Source organism: uncultured Nostoc sp. (assembly GCF_964245445.1).
Taxonomy (GTDB): Bacteria; Cyanobacteriota; Cyanobacteriia; order Cyanobacteriales; family Nostocaceae; genus Nostoc.
Genome location: NZ_CAXTNE010000034.1, coordinates 25066 through 42167, shown reverse-complemented (window position 1 = coordinate 42167; position 17102 = coordinate 25066). Strand labels below are relative to the sequence as shown.

The 17102-nt window shown below is 42.3% G+C and carries 16 protein-coding genes, 1 tRNA gene and 1 pseudogene; 11 read left to right on the top strand and 7 right to left on the bottom strand.

Annotated elements, in window-relative coordinates:
• Positions 1-144: 144 nt before the first annotated feature.
• On the bottom strand, positions 145-1146 hold the full coding sequence (gene petA, locus ACFE90_RS08800) for a cytochrome f (RefSeq protein WP_375499617.1): 1002 nt from the start codon (positions 1144-1146) through the stop codon (positions 145-147).
• Between the two features lie 106 nt (positions 1147-1252).
• On the bottom strand, positions 1253-1792 hold the full coding sequence (gene petC, locus ACFE90_RS08795) for a cytochrome b6-f complex iron-sulfur subunit (RefSeq protein ID WP_375499615.1): 540 nt from the start codon (positions 1790-1792) through the stop codon (positions 1253-1255).
• Between the two features lie 228 nt (positions 1793-2020).
• On the opposite strand from petC, the gene ACFE90_RS08790 reads away from it, so the two are divergent.
• Together ACFE90_RS08790 and ACFE90_RS08785 are read left to right on the top strand one after the other, a co-directional pair.
• Entirely contained in the window at positions 2021-2329 is a 309-nt protein-coding gene (locus tag ACFE90_RS08790; RefSeq protein WP_100900144.1) for a DUF3067 family protein, read from the top strand.
• A gap of 60 nt (positions 2330-2389) precedes the next feature.
• Positions 2390-3178 (top strand): annotated as a pseudogene (locus ACFE90_RS08785) (DUF4058 family protein).
• Positions 3179-3238: 60 nt separating this feature from the next.
• On the opposite strand, the gene tatC reads toward ACFE90_RS08785, so the two are convergent.
• Entirely contained in the window at positions 3239-4033 is a 795-nt protein-coding gene (tatC, locus tag ACFE90_RS08780) for a twin-arginine translocase subunit TatC (RefSeq protein ID WP_375499613.1), read from the bottom strand.
• A 422-nt stretch (positions 4034-4455) separates the two neighbouring features.
• Between tatC and ACFE90_RS08775 the strand changes: the two genes are divergently transcribed.
• The 4 genes from ACFE90_RS08775 (at position 4456) to ACFE90_RS08760 (ending at position 12540) form a co-directional block, all read left to right on the top strand.
• Positions 4456-4686 carry a hypothetical protein gene (locus ACFE90_RS08775; RefSeq protein WP_375499611.1) on the top strand — a complete coding sequence of 77 codons (231 nt, stop codon included), beginning with the start codon at positions 4456-4458 and terminating at the stop codon, positions 4684-4686.
• A gap of 97 nt (positions 4687-4783) precedes the next feature.
• A complete protein-coding gene (locus ACFE90_RS08770; protein WP_375499609.1) occupies positions 4784-5641 on the top strand; it encodes an SDR family oxidoreductase in 858 nt (285 codons plus the stop codon).
• A gap of 468 nt (positions 5642-6109) precedes the next feature.
• On the top strand, positions 6110-7441 hold the full coding sequence (locus tag ACFE90_RS08765; RefSeq protein WP_375499607.1) for a P-loop NTPase fold protein: 1332 nt from the start codon (positions 6110-6112) through the stop codon (positions 7439-7441).
• On the top strand, positions 7417-12540 hold the full coding sequence (locus tag ACFE90_RS08760) for a hypothetical protein (protein ID WP_375499605.1): 5124 nt from the start codon (positions 7417-7419) through the stop codon (positions 12538-12540). The genes ACFE90_RS08765 and ACFE90_RS08760 overlap by 25 nt, the downstream gene beginning before the upstream one ends.
• A 76-nt stretch (positions 12541-12616) precedes the next feature.
• Here the strand turns inward: ACFE90_RS08760 and ACFE90_RS08755 are convergent, their stop codons facing one another.
• The gene (locus ACFE90_RS08755; protein ID WP_375499603.1) at positions 12617-13021 is read right to left on the bottom strand and encodes a type II toxin-antitoxin system VapC family toxin; all 405 of its coding nucleotides are present in this window, start codon (positions 13019-13021) and stop codon (positions 12617-12619) included.
• Positions 13018-13251 carry an AbrB/MazE/SpoVT family DNA-binding domain-containing protein gene (locus ACFE90_RS08750; RefSeq protein WP_375499601.1) on the bottom strand — a complete coding sequence of 78 codons (234 nt, stop codon included), beginning with the start codon at positions 13249-13251 and terminating at the stop codon, positions 13018-13020. The genes ACFE90_RS08755 and ACFE90_RS08750 overlap by 4 nt, the downstream gene beginning before the upstream one ends.
• 174 nt (positions 13252-13425) lie before the next feature.
• Here ACFE90_RS08750 and ACFE90_RS08745 point away from each other — a divergent pair, with 174 nt between their 5' ends.
• From ACFE90_RS08745 to ACFE90_RS08735, 3 genes are all read left to right on the top strand, one after another.
• Entirely contained in the window at positions 13426-14067 is a 642-nt protein-coding gene (locus ACFE90_RS08745) for a Uma2 family endonuclease (protein ID WP_375499621.1), read from the top strand.
• Between the two features lie 179 nt (positions 14068-14246).
• Positions 14247-14477 (top strand): DUF433 domain-containing protein, encoded by a 231-nt coding sequence (locus ACFE90_RS08740; RefSeq protein ID WP_375499599.1) that lies wholly within the window; start codon positions 14247-14249, stop codon positions 14475-14477.
• On the top strand, positions 14474-14827 hold the full coding sequence (locus tag ACFE90_RS08735; RefSeq protein ID WP_375499597.1) for a DUF5615 family PIN-like protein: 354 nt from the start codon (positions 14474-14476) through the stop codon (positions 14825-14827). The genes ACFE90_RS08740 and ACFE90_RS08735 overlap by 4 nt, the downstream gene beginning before the upstream one ends.
• Before the next feature lie 97 nt (positions 14828-14924).
• Here ACFE90_RS08735 and ACFE90_RS08730 read toward each other — a convergent pair.
• Positions 14925-14998, bottom strand: a tRNA-Arg gene (locus ACFE90_RS08730).
• A gap of 33 nt (positions 14999-15031) precedes the next feature.
• Complete coding sequence (locus ACFE90_RS08725; protein ID WP_375499595.1) at positions 15032-16129, bottom strand: tocopherol cyclase family protein; 1098 nt, start codon at positions 16127-16129, stop codon at positions 15032-15034.
• A gap of 35 nt (positions 16130-16164) precedes the next feature.
• Here ACFE90_RS08725 and ACFE90_RS08720 point away from each other — a divergent pair, with 35 nt between their 5' ends.
• Entirely contained in the window at positions 16165-16776 is a 612-nt protein-coding gene (locus tag ACFE90_RS08720) for a DnaJ domain-containing protein (protein WP_375499593.1), read from the top strand.
• 121 nt (positions 16777-16897) lie between these two features.
• A partial coding sequence (locus ACFE90_RS08715) for a WD40 repeat domain-containing protein (RefSeq protein ID WP_375499619.1) occupies positions 16898-17102 on the top strand: 205 nt, incomplete at its 3' end.

The following is a 17102-nucleotide window of genomic DNA, read 5'->3' as shown; positions in this document are numbered from 1 at the left end:
TAGTTCTTAATGCACTATTACTTACTGTACCTCATGCACCTCGAAAATGCTGTAATTCCCAAATTTGCGGGCTTCGTGTAAATAGAGTAAAAAAAGACAGGCATCTTGCCTGTCCTACAAATAATGAATGATTGAACAAAGAATTTAGAAATTCATCTCAGCAGCTTGAACTTTCTCAACCTGTTTCTTCTTCAGCACAAGCATAACTTGAGCTAACATTACAAGAGCGGTGAACGCAATCATCCATTGAACTCTAGAAGCGTCTTGCAATACGATTTCTGCATCTTGTTGACCGAATCCACCGACATTCGGGTTGCTGGTCAAAGCTTCACCAGTCTTAACTGCTTGCCCTTCGGAAACAAGCAGTTCTGGCCCTAAAGGAATCGTATCAACGACAACATCACCAGATTCAGGTTGGATGTTGACTAGATATTTAACGTTACCGTCTCCATCTTCCTCTTTAGCAATTTTGGTAATTGTGCCAGTAGCGGAAGCGTTGTAAACAGTGTTGTTGCTCTTTTCGCCAGTGGGATAAACTTGTCCGCGTCCCCGGTTAGCACCCAGGTGAACTGAATATTTACCGAAGTGGATGTTTTTGTCGGTTGCGGGGTTGGGAGAAAGAACAGGGAAGACGATTTCCTGATACTGTTCGCCTGGTAAAGGGCCGACGATGACGACGTTTTCTTTGTCTTCGCTGTAGGGTTGAAAGGGAGTGTCGCCAACTTCTTCTTTAAGTTCCTCGGAAAGACGATCTTCAGGAGCAATCTTAAAGCCTTCAGGTAGCATCAGTACAGCACCGACATTCAAGCCAACCTTAGAACCATCGGCACCAACTTGCTGGGCGCTAAGATCGTAAGGGATTTTCACCACAGCTTTGAATACAGTGTCAGGTAGCACCGATTGGGGAACTTCTACTTCTGTAGGTTTGGCTGCTAGGTGACAGTTGGCACAAACAATCCGCCCGGTTGGTTCGCGGGGGGTTTCGGGATAGGTTTCCTGTGCCCAAAAGGGATAGGCGGCAGCTGATTGGGGAAGGGCTAGATCGCTGGTGAAGTAAAATGTCACACTAGCGATCGCTATGAGCAATGTTTTTACAATCGCTCTAGCGCTGCGAGTTAACCTCGCTCTTAAGAAAACATTTCTCATCTCTAATAAGGGCAACGATTGAATTAGTCATTAGTCATTGGTCATTAGTCATTAGTCATTAAGCCCTGAACAAAGGACGAATGACTAAGGACTAAGGACAAAATTATTAAGCCCACCAAGCTGCATCACCGGTGCGGAAGTCGGTTTCTGTCCAAGGGGTCAAGACGATTTTGTCGTCGCTTACATTGGTATGAGCCAAAGGTAAAGACAGGGGTGCTGGGCCGCGAACAACCTTACCAGTTTCGTCATACTGGGAACCATGACAAGGACACTTAAACTTGTTCTCTGCAACGTTCCAGGGGACTACACAACCTAAGTGGGTGCAGATGGCATTAATGCCATAATCTTTGATCGCCTCTTTGCTGTCTACCACAATATAGGTAGGATCTCCCTTTAGCCCTTGGACTAGGTTGCGATCGCCTGCATTCCGGTTTTCTAGAAATTTAGTGACACTAACATCGTTACCTAGCTCGTCTTTTGCCGTTGTCCCGCCACCAGCACCACCAGTTGCGGGTGGAATAAAGTAGTTGACAACGGGATACAATGCACCCAGAGCCACTCCAGTGACAGTCCCAAAAGTGAGCAGATTCATGAACTGACGACGCCCCATATCAGGCACGTCTGCTGATTCAGAAAATTGAGCCATAATCTACGCGCTCTTTGTGTATTTTGTTAAGCATTTTGACAAAAGTACTGTACTTGAGGAACTCTTGTCTAAGTCGAAATGCTAGCGCTCACAACGATGCCATACTTCTTTGTTTCAAGATATAAAAAGCATCTTTTCTGTTAGCATTACATTTCTTTATATCCTTATCATACTGGAGTCACGGAACTTAACATCATAACTAAATGTAAAATCTGATTGAGAAAAGCTATGACAGGACAGGAATTACGTCAGATGTTGCTTGATAAGTGGGGATATTCCTATGATGTCCAGTTTCGACGGGCACAGGGAAAGATATTTTTGCAAGTCATGTGGAAATACTTGGAACAAGCTTCTTTTCCCTTGACTGAGGCGGAGTACCAAGAGCATCTTGACACCATTGCTAATTATCTTCATGCCTTGGGCGGGTCAACGCAGGTACAAACATATATTACCCAAACACGCGATCGCCCCCGGCTCGGCAAAGCTGTTAGCATCCCTCTAGATTTGGGTGAACGTTCTTCGGAATGGATATTATGACCAAGTTTTTCTTCCTTAATTTAGAATTATTCTAATCCGTCATTTCAGGATAGTAAAACTATGAATTCTCCATTTCCCGGAATGAATCCTTATTTAGAAAATCCTGTGTTTTGGTCAGAATTACATCATCGATTCATTACAGCTATAGCAGATACTATTGAAGAAAATATTCCCCCACAGTATCGAGTTGCAATTGAACAACGTACTTATTTAAGTGATGACTCAGATTCTGTATTAGTTGGTATATCTGATGTTTCTATTTTTTCTCAACATAAATCACCGCAGCAATACTCATCAACTACTACCCAAACAGAAACGTCAGAAGGCATTACGGTGATGATACCGTTACCTGAACATATTACGGAGAATTACTTAGAAATTCGATAAGTTTCTACAGGTTTTGTAGTAACTTCTCTCGAAGTTTTATCTCCTAAAAATAAACGCCCAGACGAAGGGAGAAAAGCCTATGAACTGAAACGCAAACAAGTTTTAGCTAGTCTTTCTCACTTAGTCGAAATTGATTTACTCAGAAGTGGAAAAGCCATGTCAATTTTAGGGGAAGTGCCTGTAACAGATTATCAAATTATTGTTAGCAGAAGTAAAACACGTCCTCAAGCTAAATTATACGGATTTAGTGTCAGAGAAACGATTCCCGTATTTCCATTACCGTTACAGTCAGAAGATACAGAAGCGATTGTAGATTTGCAATCTTTATTGCATGGTATATACAATCGTGCCAGATATTACTTAGCAATTGATTATAATAAAGAACCAGTACCACCCCTAAAACCAGAAGATGCTTTATGGTCTGATACCCTCTTACGCGAACAAGGGTTAAGGAATAATTAGTAATTGGTAATTGGTTAATAATTTTACGTATTTCCTGTCACCTGTCACCTATTCCCTATGTTATTTACCTGTGAGCTTCACCAGTCCAACACCACCGAAATAAAGCCCTAAAACTGCTCCCGCTAAGAGACTTTGAGTTAAAGGGTCAGTAGAAGGTGTAAGCACGGCTCCTAAAACGACTGCTCCCATAATCACATAACGCCAACCAGAAACCATTCGTTCTGACGAGACAATGTTCAAATTACCGAGCAACAGTTGGATGATCGGAATTTGAAATGCTAAACCAGTGCTGAATAACAGTAGCAGCACAAATTCAAAATATTTATCAATTGACCAAAGTTGTTCAACTACATCTGCTCCGTAGCTGATGAAAAATTTCAACGCTGCGGGGATAAGCAGTAAATAGGCAAATACTAACCCCGCTCCAAACAGCAGACTCGAACCCAAAACCACAGGCCCCAATATCCGGCGTTCACGGCGGGTTAGTCCTGGAAGCACAAACTGGATAATCTGGTAAAGAATGAAAGGACTAGTAAGTATGAGGCCAGTGTAGGCTGCAACTTTTACGGAGACAAAGAAATACTCTCCGGGTGCAAGTTGGAGAAATTTTACTCCTTGTGCGGGAACCTCAAGTAGTTGGACAATGGGCTTAACGGCAAAGAAACAGCCAATAATACCCACTGCTACGGCAATCAGCGAATAGAAAATGCGCTGCCGCAACTCTTCTAGGTGGTCGAAAAGGGACATTTCAACTTCACCTGGCAACTCATCCAGAGGATCGGTGTCTGAGTTGCCATATTCTTCGGGGTCGAGGTTGGGAACGTTTACAGTATCTACGTCTTGTGAAGGCGTCATGAGTCAGCTAGTAGGCAACATTTGTTAACTATTTTATCTGGGGAATGCAACTAGTACCGCAAGGCGGAAGTCAAAAGTCACGCATTCAAAAGTCAAAAGTTTTGTATATCAAGGCTTTTGCAAGCTTTAAAATGGTAGCTTGATTTACGCCGCTCGTACTAGCAAGATATGTTTTTAAGCGCTGTAGGGTTTTTTGTCCTGTTTTTTCGGGTTGCATCTGCATAAATTAGTAGTAAGCCATCTTGTAGGCAATGTTTAACCTAAAAAAAGAGTGGAACCGATAATTTAGAAATTACGTCTCTGCGGCTAGTAGCGCTGAGTAAATTGACACAACATCATACAATACTCAGTTTGGAAATCCGGTTCATCAAGGTGGTATCTATACATACATAGCGTAATCGGAAATTTTTAGCTGAGGTTTTATGAATCGGACAATTTGCATTGGACTGATAGCATTGCCTGTGTATTTATACAATGCTCAACTAGGCAATACTTGTAGTAGTGACGTGTTAATTGTCGAAAACCAGCTTCCCATAATAACTGCTCTAGTTGTTCACAACACAAATTCTCAGTTAGAAAAATTCCCGTGGCAAATATCGGCTAGAGATGACCAAACCGAAGATTGTCTTCGTGCTGGTACTTGCAGAGATTGATACTAATGCGTAATTCGTAATGACGCTCCTACGTCGCTACCGCTACGCTAACGTAATTTTTAATTTCAGTAATTTCATCATAATACGGAGAGAGTTAATGGTTGCAGGAAATCAGCGCACAGTAGTGGTTACAGGAGCATCAACAGGAATTGGTCAGGCGTGTGCTTTGCTTTTAGACCAGTTAGGCTTCTCTGTTTTTGCTGGCGTGCGTCAAGATATTGATGCTCAAACACTTAAACAGAAAGGGTCACAAAGGCTCATTCCGATTTTTTTAGATGTTACTGACGCTGAATCGATCGCAGCTGCTGTTGATCAGGTAACAAATGCAGTTGGTGGTGGGGGGATTTTAGGTTTAGTGAATAATGCCGGAATTGCTGTCCCAGGCCCCTTAGAATTATTACCGATCGCAGAATTTCAACACCAGATGCAGGTTAATGTCACCGGACAATTAGCTGTGACACAAGCATTTCTTGGTCTATTACGCCAAGATCGGGGCCGAATTGTCAATATGGGTTCCATTTCTGGTAGAAGCCCTACGCCGTTGCTGGGCGCTTACAATGCTTCCAAATTTGCGCTCGTTGCACTCACTGATGTGATGCGGATGGAGTTACGCCCTTGGGGAATCTCGGTTTCAATTATTGAACCTGGTTCCATCGCTACCCCAATCTGGGAAAAGTCTTTAAGTCAATCTGAAATAGCACAGCACGATCTGTCCCAAACAGCACAAAATCTCTACGGTCAGGCGATGAATATTGTCCGTGAGAAAATGCAGATTATCGCATCTAGGGGAATTTCTGCGGATCTTGTTGCTCAGGCTGTTCTCCATGCGCTCACTGCAAAAAAACCTAAGACACGCTATCTTGTTGGACAAGATGCCAAAATTGGAGCTGTGCTAAAGCATATTTTGCCCGATAAGCTGCATGATCGCGTTATTTTATATTCAATGGGTTTGTAGATTACTTCCCGTTTTTCAGAGATCGTTACCCTAAATGCAATAGCTGTTGTTACTAAAATCATGGTTTTCATCAACAAAAGGATCTGTTTCATCAACAAGATCATGATTTAGCAACGAGATTAAGCTCAAAATTGCTGTAACAAAACTCTATATTCAAGAACACTAGAAAATTGTACTTAACAGTACCTTTTTTTGTGTTGGATATTTTTAATATTCATAAGAGTACCTTATTTAAGGTAAGAAAGTTTTGCTATTTGTACTTATATTAGTATTTCTGCTTACTTAAAATAAAATATCAGGATTGCGATGTGCTACACATAACTTATATATGAACAATCATCCTGAATGCTGCTAGTTTAGTTAGTAATTTGGGTGATATGTACTTAAATTAAGGGTTCAATTCCCTAAAACTAATATATTTAGTCAGTAGATTTTGTGATACCTATTCCTAAGTGAACTCGATTAGTTATGCTCCTAGATTTAGAAAGATTTTATCAGGCTTGCAATCCAAGCAGACCTCTAATCATAGGAAACGCCAGCGATCGCAGGTACTATATCGATTTTGCTGCGGTGCGGGGTGGTAAAATTATCGAAGCTTTGCAACGCACGATCGCTAGAATATCGCCAGATGTCCCAACTTGTCAACTATTTACAGGACATCTTGGTTGTGGAAAATCAACGGAGTTGTTGCGGCTGAAAGCTGAATTAGAAGTGCAGCAATTTCATGTTGTTTATTTTGAGTCTACCCATGTCTTAGAAATGGCAGATGTAGATGTGACTGATATTTTGTTGGCGATCGCAGGGCAAGTGAGTCAAAGCCTAGAAGCAATGAAAATTAGACTCAAACCTACCTACTTTACCAAGTTGTTTGGTGAACTTGTAGATTTTTTGCAAACGCCAATTGACCTTGGGGTAGAAGCAGAATTGTCTGTGGGGATTGCCAAAATTACAGCTAAAACTAAAGAAAGCCCCCAATTGCGGCGGCGGTTAAGAGATTATCTCGAACCGCGAACAGCAAATATTTTACAGTCAATTAATCAAGAATTGCTAGAACGTGCCAACAAAGAACTGAAAGCCAGGGGTAAAAAAGGACTGGTAGTCATTGTTGATAACTTGGATAGAGTCGCAATTCGACCTTTACCATCGGGGCGATCGCTACCAGAATACTTATTTATTGAGCGGGGTGAACAGTTACGCAAACTAAATTGTCATGTAGTCTACACTATTCCCTTAGCCCTGACTTTCTCCAACGATAGCGCCGAACTTCAGCATCGTTTAGGGGGAGGAGTTGCACCAAAAGTTTTACCAATGATACCTGTACGTTTGCGCTCTGGGGAGATTTTCACCCAAGGGCTAGCACTGATGCGACAAATGGTACTAGCTAGAGCTTTTCCAGACATTCTGCCTAGCGATCGGTTAGGCTTAATTACAGAGGTGTTTGATAGTTTGGAAACCTTAGATCGATTGTGCCTGATTAGTGGTGGTCATGTACGCGACTTGCTAGGGTTGCTGTTTGACTGTCTGCGCGAACAAGATCCACCCTTTGATCGGGATTGTGTCGAGCTAGTTATCCGAAGACAACGGGATTACCGAGCCAACGCCATCGATCCTCATGAGTGGGAATTAATCTTTCAGGTGGTGCAACAGCAGAGAGTTAGAGGTGATATACAATACCACGCTCTCTTGCGAAGTTTATTTGTGTTTGAATACCGCGATCATCAGGGAGCTTGGTTTGCCGTCAACCCAGTTTTAGCAGAGACGGACAAATTTAAATCATGGTTGAACGACACGCACAAGTAGATATAAGAGCAGCTAATGAGCGGGCTTTACGAAGCTTGGGGAGAGCAATTACCCTTTCTAGCGGTCAATTCTCTCTGGTTTTGGTGTGCTGCAATTATCGAGTTTTGCAAGAGCGAATGCTGCAACGACTCGAAGAACTCTCTTCAGGAGTACACCGAATTCAAAAGGTAGTTCTGCCGCATAATGCTAGAAGCCTTTACACAAGTATTCATTTACAACTGCTAACCGAAGAAAATCCGCCATCGGCATTGATGATTTTGGGTTTAGAGTCAGTAGATGGACTCGATGATCTACTTAGCTCTATCAATCATATTCGTGATGAATTTCGCAAGCGCCACCCATTTCCTCTGATTGTGTGGATGAATGAGGAAGTGTTGCAAAAAGTTGTGCGTTTAGCGCCAGATTTTGCTAGTTGGGCGGCGACACCGATTCGGTTTGAAATGACAACTGAATCATTACTGCAATTTTTGCAACAGGAAACTGACTCTTTATTTGCGACGGTGTTACCAACCGATACTGCACAACACCAACCTCCTCAAGTTGCAAAGAATTATTTTACTGTAGAGCAAGTTTGGGAACATAGCTATGAACTCCACTTTGCCATTAGAGAGTTGCACAATCGTGGTATTACCTTAGAGCCAGAATTACACGCTAGTTTAGAATTTGTTTTTGGTTTAGATGATTATATTAGCGATCGCATTAATCCAGCTTTAAACCATTTTCAGCAAAGCTTGCAAGTTTGGCAGCAGTTGGCGAAGAGAGGGGATGAAGGAGCAAGGAAAGCAGAGGAAGCATTTTCTTCGCCTACGCCTCCTAATCGCCCATCTCCACTACTTTTGCGACAGGGAGTTTTGCTGTTTTATATCGGGCTATGTTATTGCCGTTTAGCAGAGCAAAATCAAACAGAAAATCGCCGTCATTGGTACACAGCTAAATCTTATTTTCAGCAGTGCTTGACTATCTTACAGGTGGCTGGTCGTCCAGACATAGTTGCTGGATTTATTAGTCAACTCGCTGAAGTTTTGCAATATCTGCAAGAATGGCAAGAATTGCAGACAGTTGCTCAAAAGTCTCTGGAGTTGCATCAAACTTATGGTAGTCAAATCCAATTAGCTTGTGACTACGGTTTTCTCGCGCAAGTGGCTGTGCAGCAGTCGCGGTGGGTACAGGCGAGTATATTAGCACACGTATCACTGCTGAAATTAGGTGAGGCGCAAAAGCACAATGACCCTTATAACTGCTTATTTCCGTTACTGTTAGGGCAAATTTACTATTTAGTTTTAGCGAAAGCACAGCGAAATTTAAGTGAGTTGGAAGTAGCCCGTGAATACTTAGACAAGGCGACAAAAGAACTACCCGCAGCGTTAGAAAGCAGTGCCCATCAATATGATGCCCATCGTTATATTCGCTTATTGCGGACACTGCGATCGCTCTACTTTGAAGAAGGGCGATATCTAGAAGCCTATTACATTCGACAGAAACGGCGTTCTGTTGAGCAGCAGTACGGTTTTCGGGCTTTTATCGGTGCTGGACGCTTGCAACCGCAAAGACAGGCGACAAACCCAGCATTGATGTCACCTTCTGGGAGTAGCAGCGTTGCTTTAGAAATTGCGGCTTCTGGACGAGAGCGTGATATTAATAACTTAATTGGGAGAATTAGCCGCGCTGATCGAAAATTGACGGTGATTCACGGTCAATCAGGGGTAGGTAAGAGTTCTATTGTAACTGCGGGGTTAGTTCCAGCACTGCAAAATCGAGCTATTGGCGATCAAATAGCTGTACCTGTGGTGCTGCAAGTTTACACAGATTGGGCACGGGAATTAGGGAAATCTTTAAGTGAGGCGATGTCCAATGACGCATCCCTTGCCATCTATGCTGACATCGTACCAGAAGCAGCCATTGAATCGGAAGTTTTGCCTTACTCTAACACACCCATCACGATCTTTGAAATTTTACAACAACTAAAAGAAAATGCTGATAACCATCTGATCACAGTTTTAATTTTTGACCAGTTTGAAGAATTTTTCTTTGGTTATAGCGATCGCAATCAAAAGCAAGAATTTGATAAATTTATTAGCGACTGCCTGAATATACCCTTTGTTAAAGTTATTCTTTCTTTACGAGAAGATTATTTACATCGTTTATTAGACTTTAAACATGTTTCAGCACTGGAAGCAATTAATAATAATATTCTTGACAAGCATATTCGCTACCAGTTAAATAATTTTTCGCCAGAATATGCTAAAGCAATTATCCGAAAATTGACGGAGCGATCGCAGTTTAATTTAGAGCCTGCTTTAATTGATGCCTTAATCGAAGATTTATCCACAGGATTTGGAGAAGTCCGCCCCATTGAATTGCAAGTTGTAGGAGCGCAAATTCAAGATGAGCGAATTACTACACTGGAAGAATATCAGCCATATAGACCCAACAAACTTATTGAGCGATATCTTAAGGAACTGATTAAAGACTGCGGCCCAGAAAATGAACGAGCCGCGTTACTCGTCTTATACTTATTAACAGATGAAAGCAATAACCGACCTTTTAAAACTCGTGCTGAGTTAGCGGCGCAATTAGCAGAATTAGAAGATGCTAGTAAATTAGAGTTAGTATTAGAGATTTTAGTTAGCTCCGGTTTAGTGGTACTATTCCCTGATGTACCAGAACGCTATCAACTGATTCATGATTATCTAGTAGACTTGATTCGCTACCTGCAACAACAAGAATCGAGCTTACAAGTACAACTTAACCAATTACGCTACAAAGTAGAACAGAGTCAAGCTGAGATTGAGCGACTTAAGAGCGAACTTAGCCAAAATGAGCAGCGATCGCAATTGATAGATCCTCATCCCCAGCAGGGTTTGGATTTATTAACAGAATTACGAGAATTACACAAGCGCGAAGAATTGAGTCAGTTAGAAATTGAGCAATTACGAGCTGAACTCAAAGAAAAAGAATTAACAGCTAAACTCGCAGAAAGCCAAAAGAAACAAAGGCTCAGTGAAGCTCAATTAAATCGTTCTTTGAAAATTGCACTTACTGCTTCTGTTCTCGCCATATTGGGATTAAGTGTTTCCATCGTCACAGCAGTAGATAGCGAAATTAAAACCCTCAGCGCATCTAGTGAAGCCTTTTTTGCATCCCAAAAAGGTATTGATGCTTTAAAAGAAAGTTTAAAAGCAGGGAGAAAATTACAACAAATAATCTGGGTAGATTCCAATACTAGAGAGCAAGTACAGACGGCACTATATCAAGCAGTTTCCGGGTTAAGAGAATATAACCGCTTGGAAGGGCATATATCTGGGGTAAATAGTGTTACATTTAGCCTTGATCGCTCTTTAATTGCCTCAGCCAGTGCGGATACTACAATCAAACTTTGGCATCCCGATGGTAGCTTGGTCAAAACATTATCGGGGCATGGAGATGTAGTTAATAGCCTCAGTTTCAGCCCAGATAGTCAAATCGTTGCTTCTGCCAGTCAAGATAAGACGGTAAAACTTTGGAGTCGAGAGGGTCAACTGCTTGCTACTCTATTAGGGCATCAAGGTGTGGTGAATAGTGCCAGTTTTAGCCCTGATGGTCAGATTATTGCTTCAGCGAGTAGCGACAAGACGGTAAAACTGTGGAGTCGGGACGGTAAACTGCTCAAAACCTTGCTCTTACATGATGGTGCAGTTTTAAGTGTTGCTTGGTCGCCTGATGGACAAACCATTGCTTCCGGGAGTGCTGACAAGACGGTAAAATTGTGGAGTAGGGATGGTAAGCTGCTCAAAACTTTGCAGGGACATGATGATGCAGTCTTAAGTGTCGCATGGTCGCCTGATGGTAAAACTATTGCTTCTGCTAGTTTAGACCAGACCATCAAACTGTGGAATCTGGAGGGTAAGCTGCTGCGAACCTTATCGGGGCATAGTGCTGGAGTTACCAGTGTCAGTTTTAGCCGTAATGGGAAAGCGATCGCTTCCGCAAGTACCGATGAGACAATCAAACTTTGGAGTTCTGAGGGTGTGTTGCTGGCAACCCTGAAGGGACATAATAATTGGGTGAATAGCGTCAGTTTCAGCCCAGACGGTCGCACCTTAGCTTCTGCAAGTCGGGACAAAACTATAAAACTCTGGCATTTGGACGGCGTGTTAGAGCGAAAGCCCAAAGCCGATAACAATGACTGGGTAACTAGTATCAGTTTTAGCCCAGACGATCGCACCTTAGCAGCAGCAAGTCGAGACAAAACTATCAAACTTTTCAGTCGAGACGGTAAATTACTCCGTACATTCACGGGGCATAAGGGTGAAGTTTGGGGCGTTAGTTTCAGCCGCGATGGTCAAGTAATTGCTTCGGCTAGTAAAGATAAAACAGTGAAGCTTTGGAGTCGTGACGGTAAACTGCTCAACACCTTACAGGGTCATAATGATACCGTCTTGAGTGTTGCTTGGTCGCCTAATGGTCAAATAATTGCGTCGGCTAGTAAAGATAAAACGGTGAAATTGTGGAGTCGAGATGGTAAACTGCTTAACACCTTGCAGGGACATCAAGATGCAGTAAATTGGGTAAGCTTTAGCCCAGATGGCAAGTTACTAGCCTCAGCCAGCGATGACAAAACCGTGAAAATCTGGAATTTAGATGGTAAATTACTATACAACTTAACTGGTCATAGTCGCCGGGTAAATGGGGTTGCTTGGACACCTGATAGTCAGGCGATCGCTTCAGCTAGTATTGATAACACGGTGAAGATTTGGAGTCGGGACGGGAAACTGTTAAATAATCTTACAGGCGATGGTGATAGTTTCATCAGTGTGAGTTTTAGTCCCGATGGTAAAACTTTGGCAGCTAGCAGTGATGACAAAGTGAGGATTTGGAACCGAGAAGGCACATTGCTGATTGCTTTGAAAGGTGATAAGCAAGAGTTAACCAGCGTCAGTTTCAGTAATGACGGCAAGACTCTGGCTGCGGGTAGTGGTAATGGTACAGTGATTTTCCAGAATTTAGCAGATATCGAACTGGAAAAATTGTTGGCACGGGGTTGCAATTTGCTACATGATTATTTGCAGACTAACCAGAAGGTAATGAAGGGCGATCGCGCCTTGTGTTCTGGTAGATGATAGCGTATCAGATTATCGAATTTACTTTTTACTTTTGCCTTGTTGTACTAATGTGTTTGCTGGTTCAATTTAATGGCTATTCAGGTGAAATGAGCCTAACGTTGGGAAAGTAAGTGCGGTAGCGATTGACATCGCGGGTAATGAGAGGCAAATTAGCAGTGCTAGCATGGGCACCAATGTAGAAATCAGGCAATGGGGAGGTTCTTACGCCACCACGACGACGGTAGTCAAGAAAACTTTGACCTGCTAGAAATGCCGCATCCCAAGGTAAAGGCAGACGTTGAAATATATCTTCCGGCAATGCAGTGATGAGTTCCTGTTCTCTGGAAAAGCCGATGGCAATCTCAGCGTAGATGATAGGATTAATAGCAAGTTGGTCTTGACGGGCATAGGTTGTCAGTTGAAGAGCTGACCAATCAAACCAGTTGCGATCATTGGTAAGAATGTCGAGGATAACGTTGCTGTCTACCAAGACGGTCATGGATTGTCATCGCTGCGGGTGAGAGTCATGATTTGGTCAGTGGCGAGGTTTCCAGCAGCGCAACCCCGCATAGCGTCAATCCAGGTTGAGATTTTATCGGTAGGTTGTATTTTCTTGAGGTAGAGGCGATCGCCTTCAATTTCAAACGCTAATTCTACGTCAGGAGAAATGTTTAGCACCTCTCGGATTTCAGGAGGGATGGTAATTTGGCCGCCAGGTGTAATCCGCATAGTATGTTTGTTGTTCAAGCGTTCTTATGTTCTCATATTAATGTTGGTTGAAGTGTTTGGCTAATAGCTTTTCTACATTATTTTGCACTATTTTAGCTGTACATCTTGGTAGCATTGAGTGAAGTATGCGTCAGCAAGAGAGCGAGGGTGATGTACGCAACCGTCACATAACCACTGACTTTTGAAGAGTTTCTTGCCTGGGACGATGGTTCAAGCAGAGAGTTTGAGCTATCGGATGGGATTCCAGTGCCATTATCAGAACCAAATGCAAATCATGAGGATTTGATCGAGCGACTGTGTGCCTATTTAGAAAATTACTACCAAGAAAATGACCTGCCTTACGTGTCGCGCCAGTCTAAGCAGGTTCGGCTCAAAACAGCACCACCAGAAAAGGAAAAAAGTCGAAAAGCAGATATTGTCATATTTGCAAGAGTTGAATGGCAGAGGATGAAAACTAGCTCTAGTTCTGCTGCTGCATATATTCCACCACCCGGAATCATTGAGGTCGTTAACAATAACTGGAAGAACGACTATCTGACAAAACTTGCTGAATATGTTCGCGTAGCGTCTCGTTGGCGTAGCCTCTCGAAGAGAAGAGAAGACTTAGGCGTTTTCGAGTACATCATTGTAGACTATGCTGCTTTTGGTGGGATTCGGTTCATTGGCTCTCCCAAGCAGCCAACCATTACAATCTACCAACTTGAAGGTGCAGAGTATTTACCCCCAAAGGTATTTCGAGGGCAGGATCGAATTGATTCTAGATTGTTTCCGAACATTCCCTTAACGGCTGAACAGATTTTTGCAATGAATCGCTGATTAGCAACCAAGAAATTTATTCTAGTCGTCTTCTTACCACTAGTTTAATGCGCGATCGCCCTTAGTATTGGAGGAGCGATCGCTGGTTTGGGTTCCTGTGCCATTATTGTTTCTCCCTTGCCACTGCGTTCTTATATCGCGTTATATATATTAATCATCTATCCAAATAATCCTAATTCATGCAAAAAATCGTATCCGATCCAAAAATAATGATGGGCAAACCTGTCATTTCAGGAACTCGTATTACAGTTGAGTTAATTCTTGAAAAACTTGCTGCGGGTGAAACATCTGAGCAAATACTCGAAGCGCATCCACGACTTACCGATGAAGGAATTAAAACAGCTTTGGCATTTGCGGCTCAAGCTTTAAGGTATGATGTGGTTTATCCAACAATTGAGAAAGCTTCTTGAAGTTTTTAGGGGACGAAAATTTAGATTGGCAAATCGTTGAACGTCTACGGCTTGATGGTCACGAAACTTTATATGTTGTGGAAATGGAACCAGCAATTCCTAACGATAAAGTTTTAAACTTGGCTAATAATGAAGGTGCAATTCTATTGACATCAGAGAAAGATTTTGGTGAATTAGTTTTCCGTTTGCGTCGAATTGCAGCAGGTGTTGTGTTAATTCGGTTATTCGGTTTATCTCCAAATGATAGAGCAGAAATTGTTGCCAATGCTATTAATCAACATGCAGATGAATTATTAGGAGCTTTTGCTGTTATTTCATCTAAAACTATTCGCATTTGTAAAATAACTTGATGCAGAAGAATTAAAAGAGGCGTTTTCCAGCGACTACGATAAAAATAAAATCCCTATTACCTGCTATTAGTCAAGGTCTTAGGGATTTCTTTAGTTACGGGACTGGTGCGGCTCGAACGCACGACCTGACGCTTAGGAGGCGTCCGCTCTATCCAACTGAGCTACAACCCCAACTTAGAAGCATATATAATTATAGCAGTACTTTTACCGAGACTGCCAACAATCATCCCAAGAGCCGCCGCCTACTTCTAAACCACAAAGAAAACTTTCTGCTTTCAAGATTATTTTAGATTTTCTCCCATTTAGTTCTCGTAACTCTAAATTTAACTTTCCTTGCATGGTGTCTTTGCAACAGTATCTTAAACCATCCTCAGTAGGCGCACGCAGAGGTGTACCAGGTAAATCTGTGGTTCCTATTAATTCAATTTCATAATTAGAGCTGGTAGCTTTCATTTGCCATCTACCCCAAGGCTGAATTTCCCAGTCTACTTGTGAATTCCAGGGAACAAATTCATAAAACTTGCCTTGATAGTGCAACCCAATCATCGCTACAGATTCCATCCACCACAGCACACCCCGCCGTCCACCGCCAGCAGTTAATGCTAAGTCGGGTTCGCCCTCAAAGCAATTACAATTTAGCCAAAACCATTTTTGAGGGAAAGCACCACCCCAATTTTTCTCTCCGTAGGCTGGGGCGTTAGTGAATTCGTAGATTTTGCCATTCCAATCAATTTTCCCACTGGCTAAACCGTGAGCCATCAAAATTTGCCATCCAGGTTCAAAAATCTGCAAAAATGACAGCCAGCCTGCGGTTGATTGCTGAATGCTATTTTTATTACCCCAACCGTATACTGGTTGGATTTCATACTGCCAACAACAATAATTATTAGTGGCGCGATCGCGAATTATTCCCTGATTCAAGGTGGCTGTAGCTTGATAACCCTCTTGAACATGATGCTTAAACTCTGCTGGGAGCAGGTATAGAGGAGAAATTTGCAAATCTGTTTTACCCCAATGACCTAAACCCAGGACATCTCGACTACCCCAAAATTTATTCACATCAGGAAAAGTACGCCATAAATACTCATCATCCGGACCGAGGATTTGGGCTGCACCGCCACTGTGGGGTTTACCGCCGATGGGGTCTTCTATTGAGTACATAAAAGCGAATGTTTGCCCAATTTCGGGTAAAGTGACGCGGTAATACCAACCTTCAAAAAAGCGGCGATTACTACCATCCCAGTGATAACCAGAATGAGGCGTTTGAGTTGATTGGAGAAGATTTAGGGGAATAGTTAACATATATCTATATAGTTATAGTTGCCGATTTTTTCAGTATGCGCGATGACCTCGATCTCAATCATGCTTATGAAATTCTTGGGTTGGAACCGGGTGCATCACAAGCACAAGTAAAGCGAGCTTACCGTCAACTGGTGAAAATTTGGCATCCCGATCGCTTTCTTGAGCAAAAGCAAAAACAGGAAGCTGAGGAAAAAATCAAATCAATCAACTCAGCTTACAACAAGCTCAAATCAGAAAGTCCATCTGAGCCTCCTATTCCTGAAAATCCATCTTCATCTTCGCCTAAAAATCCCACAAAAATATCTGTCAATCGTTGGGATGCTGAAACTTTCTATAGTTTAGGAGTAGAAAATGCTACAGAAGGAAGATATGAGGATGCGATCGCAGATTTTACCCATGCAATTCGTCTAAATCCTCACTATGTTGAGGCGTATAAATATCGTGGACTAGTTTGCTCACAACTGGGATACGAATATAGAGCCGCTTCCGATTTAAATAAAGCTGCACAAATAGAACAAGAGTTAAGAAATCCGGGTGCTGCACGTACATCACGATCGCCTAGATATGTATCCAAACCTAGACCTCTGGTAGAAAGATTTTGTCAGGGGATTAAAAAGATATTACGGCTAAATCGGCGTTGGAGATAAAAAGCGAATATAGTTTAAGACGCTTCAGACGGCGATACCATATCTTGAGTTAGTTAATGTTTGTGCTTGGGAATACTAAGTGTAGTCAGATTTGCTGCTGATTTTTTTAGTATTCTTAAATATGCAAGATTTAATTTCTGTACGCACTCTCAAAGGTCATTCAAATAAGGTAATGTCTGTCGTCTTCAGTCCTGATGGGCAGACTTTAGCTAGTGGTAGTGATGACAAAACCATAAAAATTTGGCCTTTAACTAACCAGGAATCACGCACCCTCAAGCGACATGGAGAGTCTTCTTGGTCTGGAGGGGTAAATTCTGTTGCTTTCA

Excerpts from the sequence above, each read along its gene's own strand:
- petA (WP_375499617.1), bottom strand. The coding sequence starts at position 1,146 with ATGAGAAATGTTTTCTTAAGAGCGAGGTTAACTCGCAGCGCTAGAGCG.
- petC (WP_375499615.1), bottom strand. The coding sequence starts at position 1,792 with ATGGCTCAATTTTCTGAATCAGCAGACGTGCCTGATATGGGGCGTCGT.
- ACFE90_RS08790 (WP_100900144.1), top strand. The coding sequence starts at position 2,021 with ATGACAGGACAGGAATTACGTCAGATGTTGCTTGATAAGTGGGGATAT.
- tatC (WP_375499613.1), bottom strand. The coding sequence starts at position 4,033 with ATGACGCCTTCACAAGACGTAGATACTGTAAACGTTCCCAACCTCGAC.
- ACFE90_RS08775 (WP_375499611.1), top strand. The coding sequence starts at position 4,456 with ATGAATCGGACAATTTGCATTGGACTGATAGCATTGCCTGTGTATTTA.
- ACFE90_RS08770 (WP_375499609.1), top strand. The coding sequence starts at position 4,784 with ATGGTTGCAGGAAATCAGCGCACAGTAGTGGTTACAGGAGCATCAACA.
- ACFE90_RS08765 (WP_375499607.1), top strand. The coding sequence starts at position 6,110 with ATGCTCCTAGATTTAGAAAGATTTTATCAGGCTTGCAATCCAAGCAGA.
- ACFE90_RS08760 (WP_375499605.1), top strand. The coding sequence starts at position 7,417 with ATGGTTGAACGACACGCACAAGTAGATATAAGAGCAGCTAATGAGCGG.
- ACFE90_RS08755 (WP_375499603.1), bottom strand. The coding sequence starts at position 13,021 with ATGACCGTCTTGGTAGACAGCAACGTTATCCTCGACATTCTTACCAAT.
- ACFE90_RS08750 (WP_375499601.1), bottom strand. The coding sequence starts at position 13,251 with ATGCGGATTACACCTGGCGGCCAAATTACCATCCCTCCTGAAATCCGA.
- ACFE90_RS08740 (WP_375499599.1), top strand. The coding sequence starts at position 14,247 with ATGCAAAAAATCGTATCCGATCCAAAAATAATGATGGGCAAACCTGTC.
- ACFE90_RS08725 (WP_375499595.1), bottom strand. The coding sequence starts at position 16,129 with ATGTTAACTATTCCCCTAAATCTTCTCCAATCAACTCAAACGCCTCAT.
- ACFE90_RS08720 (WP_375499593.1), top strand. The coding sequence starts at position 16,165 with ATGCGCGATGACCTCGATCTCAATCATGCTTATGAAATTCTTGGGTTG.